The sequence below is a fragment of the Promicromonospora kroppenstedtii DSM 19349 genome, assembly GCF_000515355.1.
Lineage (GTDB): Bacteria > Actinomycetota > Actinomycetes > Actinomycetales > Cellulomonadaceae > Promicromonospora > Promicromonospora kroppenstedtii.
Genome location: NZ_KI911651.1, coordinates 1 through 1,086, shown reverse-complemented (window position 1 = coordinate 1,086; position 1,086 = coordinate 1). Strand labels below are relative to the sequence as shown.

At 75.5% G+C, this 1,086-nt stretch carries 2 protein-coding genes; one reads left to right on the top strand and one right to left on the bottom strand.

Going from position 1 to position 1,086, the window contains the following annotated elements:
• Positions 1–190 (bottom strand): universal stress protein (locus tag PROKR_RS10155; RefSeq protein WP_036962799.1); only part of this gene is annotated, 190 nt, incomplete at its 3' end.
• A 170-nt stretch (positions 191–360) separates the two neighbouring features.
• Between PROKR_RS10155 and PROKR_RS10150 the strand changes: the two genes are divergently transcribed.
• Positions 361–1,086 (top strand): GAF domain-containing protein (locus PROKR_RS10150; protein ID WP_036962797.1); only part of this gene is annotated, 726 nt, incomplete at its 3' end.

The window sequence follows — 1,086 nt, the reverse complement described above, 5'->3', positions numbered from 1 at the left end:
CCTCGTCCTGCGCCTCCCGCATCGCGTCGCCGAACCCCGCCGCGGGCGTCGCGGGTGTGGCGTGCGACGCGACGACGGTCAGGCGGGCCTCGTGCACGTCGGCGGCCCGGGCCGCCCACTCCAGCGCCGCCAGGCTCTCCTCCGAGCCGTCGACCCCGACGACGATGCCGCGGTACCAGGTGATGCTCATGATCGTCTCCTCACGATGTCGTCGAGCTTGACCACCAGCACACCAGCCGGCCCGTCCGCCCGGCAGAGCCAGGAGGCCCCGTGCCCCGGGACCAAGGTCCCCGTGCCCGCCGTGGGGCCCACGCGCTACCGTGGCCCCGGGAACGGCCGGACTGACGCTGGGAGGTGCCGATGGACCCGGTGGACGCGCCGCGCGACCGCACCGACGTGCTGCTGGAGGCCGTCGTCGGGGTGGGCCGCGGGCTCGACGTCGAGACCGTGCTGCACCGGATCGTCGAGGCCGCCGTCTCGCTGGTCGACGCGCGCTACGGCGCCCTCGGGCTGCTCGACGCCGACAGCCGCATCAGCCGCTTCCTCACCGTCGGCATGACCGACGACGAGGTCGCCGCGATCGGCCCCTACCCCACCGGGCACGGCGTGCTGGGCGAGCTCATCCGCCACCCCGTGCCGCTGCGCCTGCCCGACCTGTCCAGGCATGCTGCCTCCGTGGGCTTCCCCGCCCACCACCCGCCGATGCGGACCTTCGTCGGGGTGCCACTGCGCGTCCACGGCTCGCCCTTCGGCAACCTCTACCTCACCGACAAGCGCGGCGGCGGAGAGTTCACCGCCGACGACGAACGGGTGCTGGAGGCGCTCGCGGCGGCCGCGAGCGTGGCGGTGGAGAACGCCCGCCTCTACGACGTCGCCCGGCTGCGGGAACGCTGGGCCCGCGCGAACGACCGGATCTCGCGCCACGTCCTGGCGGGCTCCTCGCCGCACGACGTGCTCACCCTGGTGGGTACCGAGGCACGGGAGGTCGCGGACGCCGACGTCACCGCGATCGCGGTGCCCGACCCCGCCACCGGCCGCCTGGTGCTGCAGTCGGCCGCCGGGCTCGGCGCGGAGGCGCACGTGGGC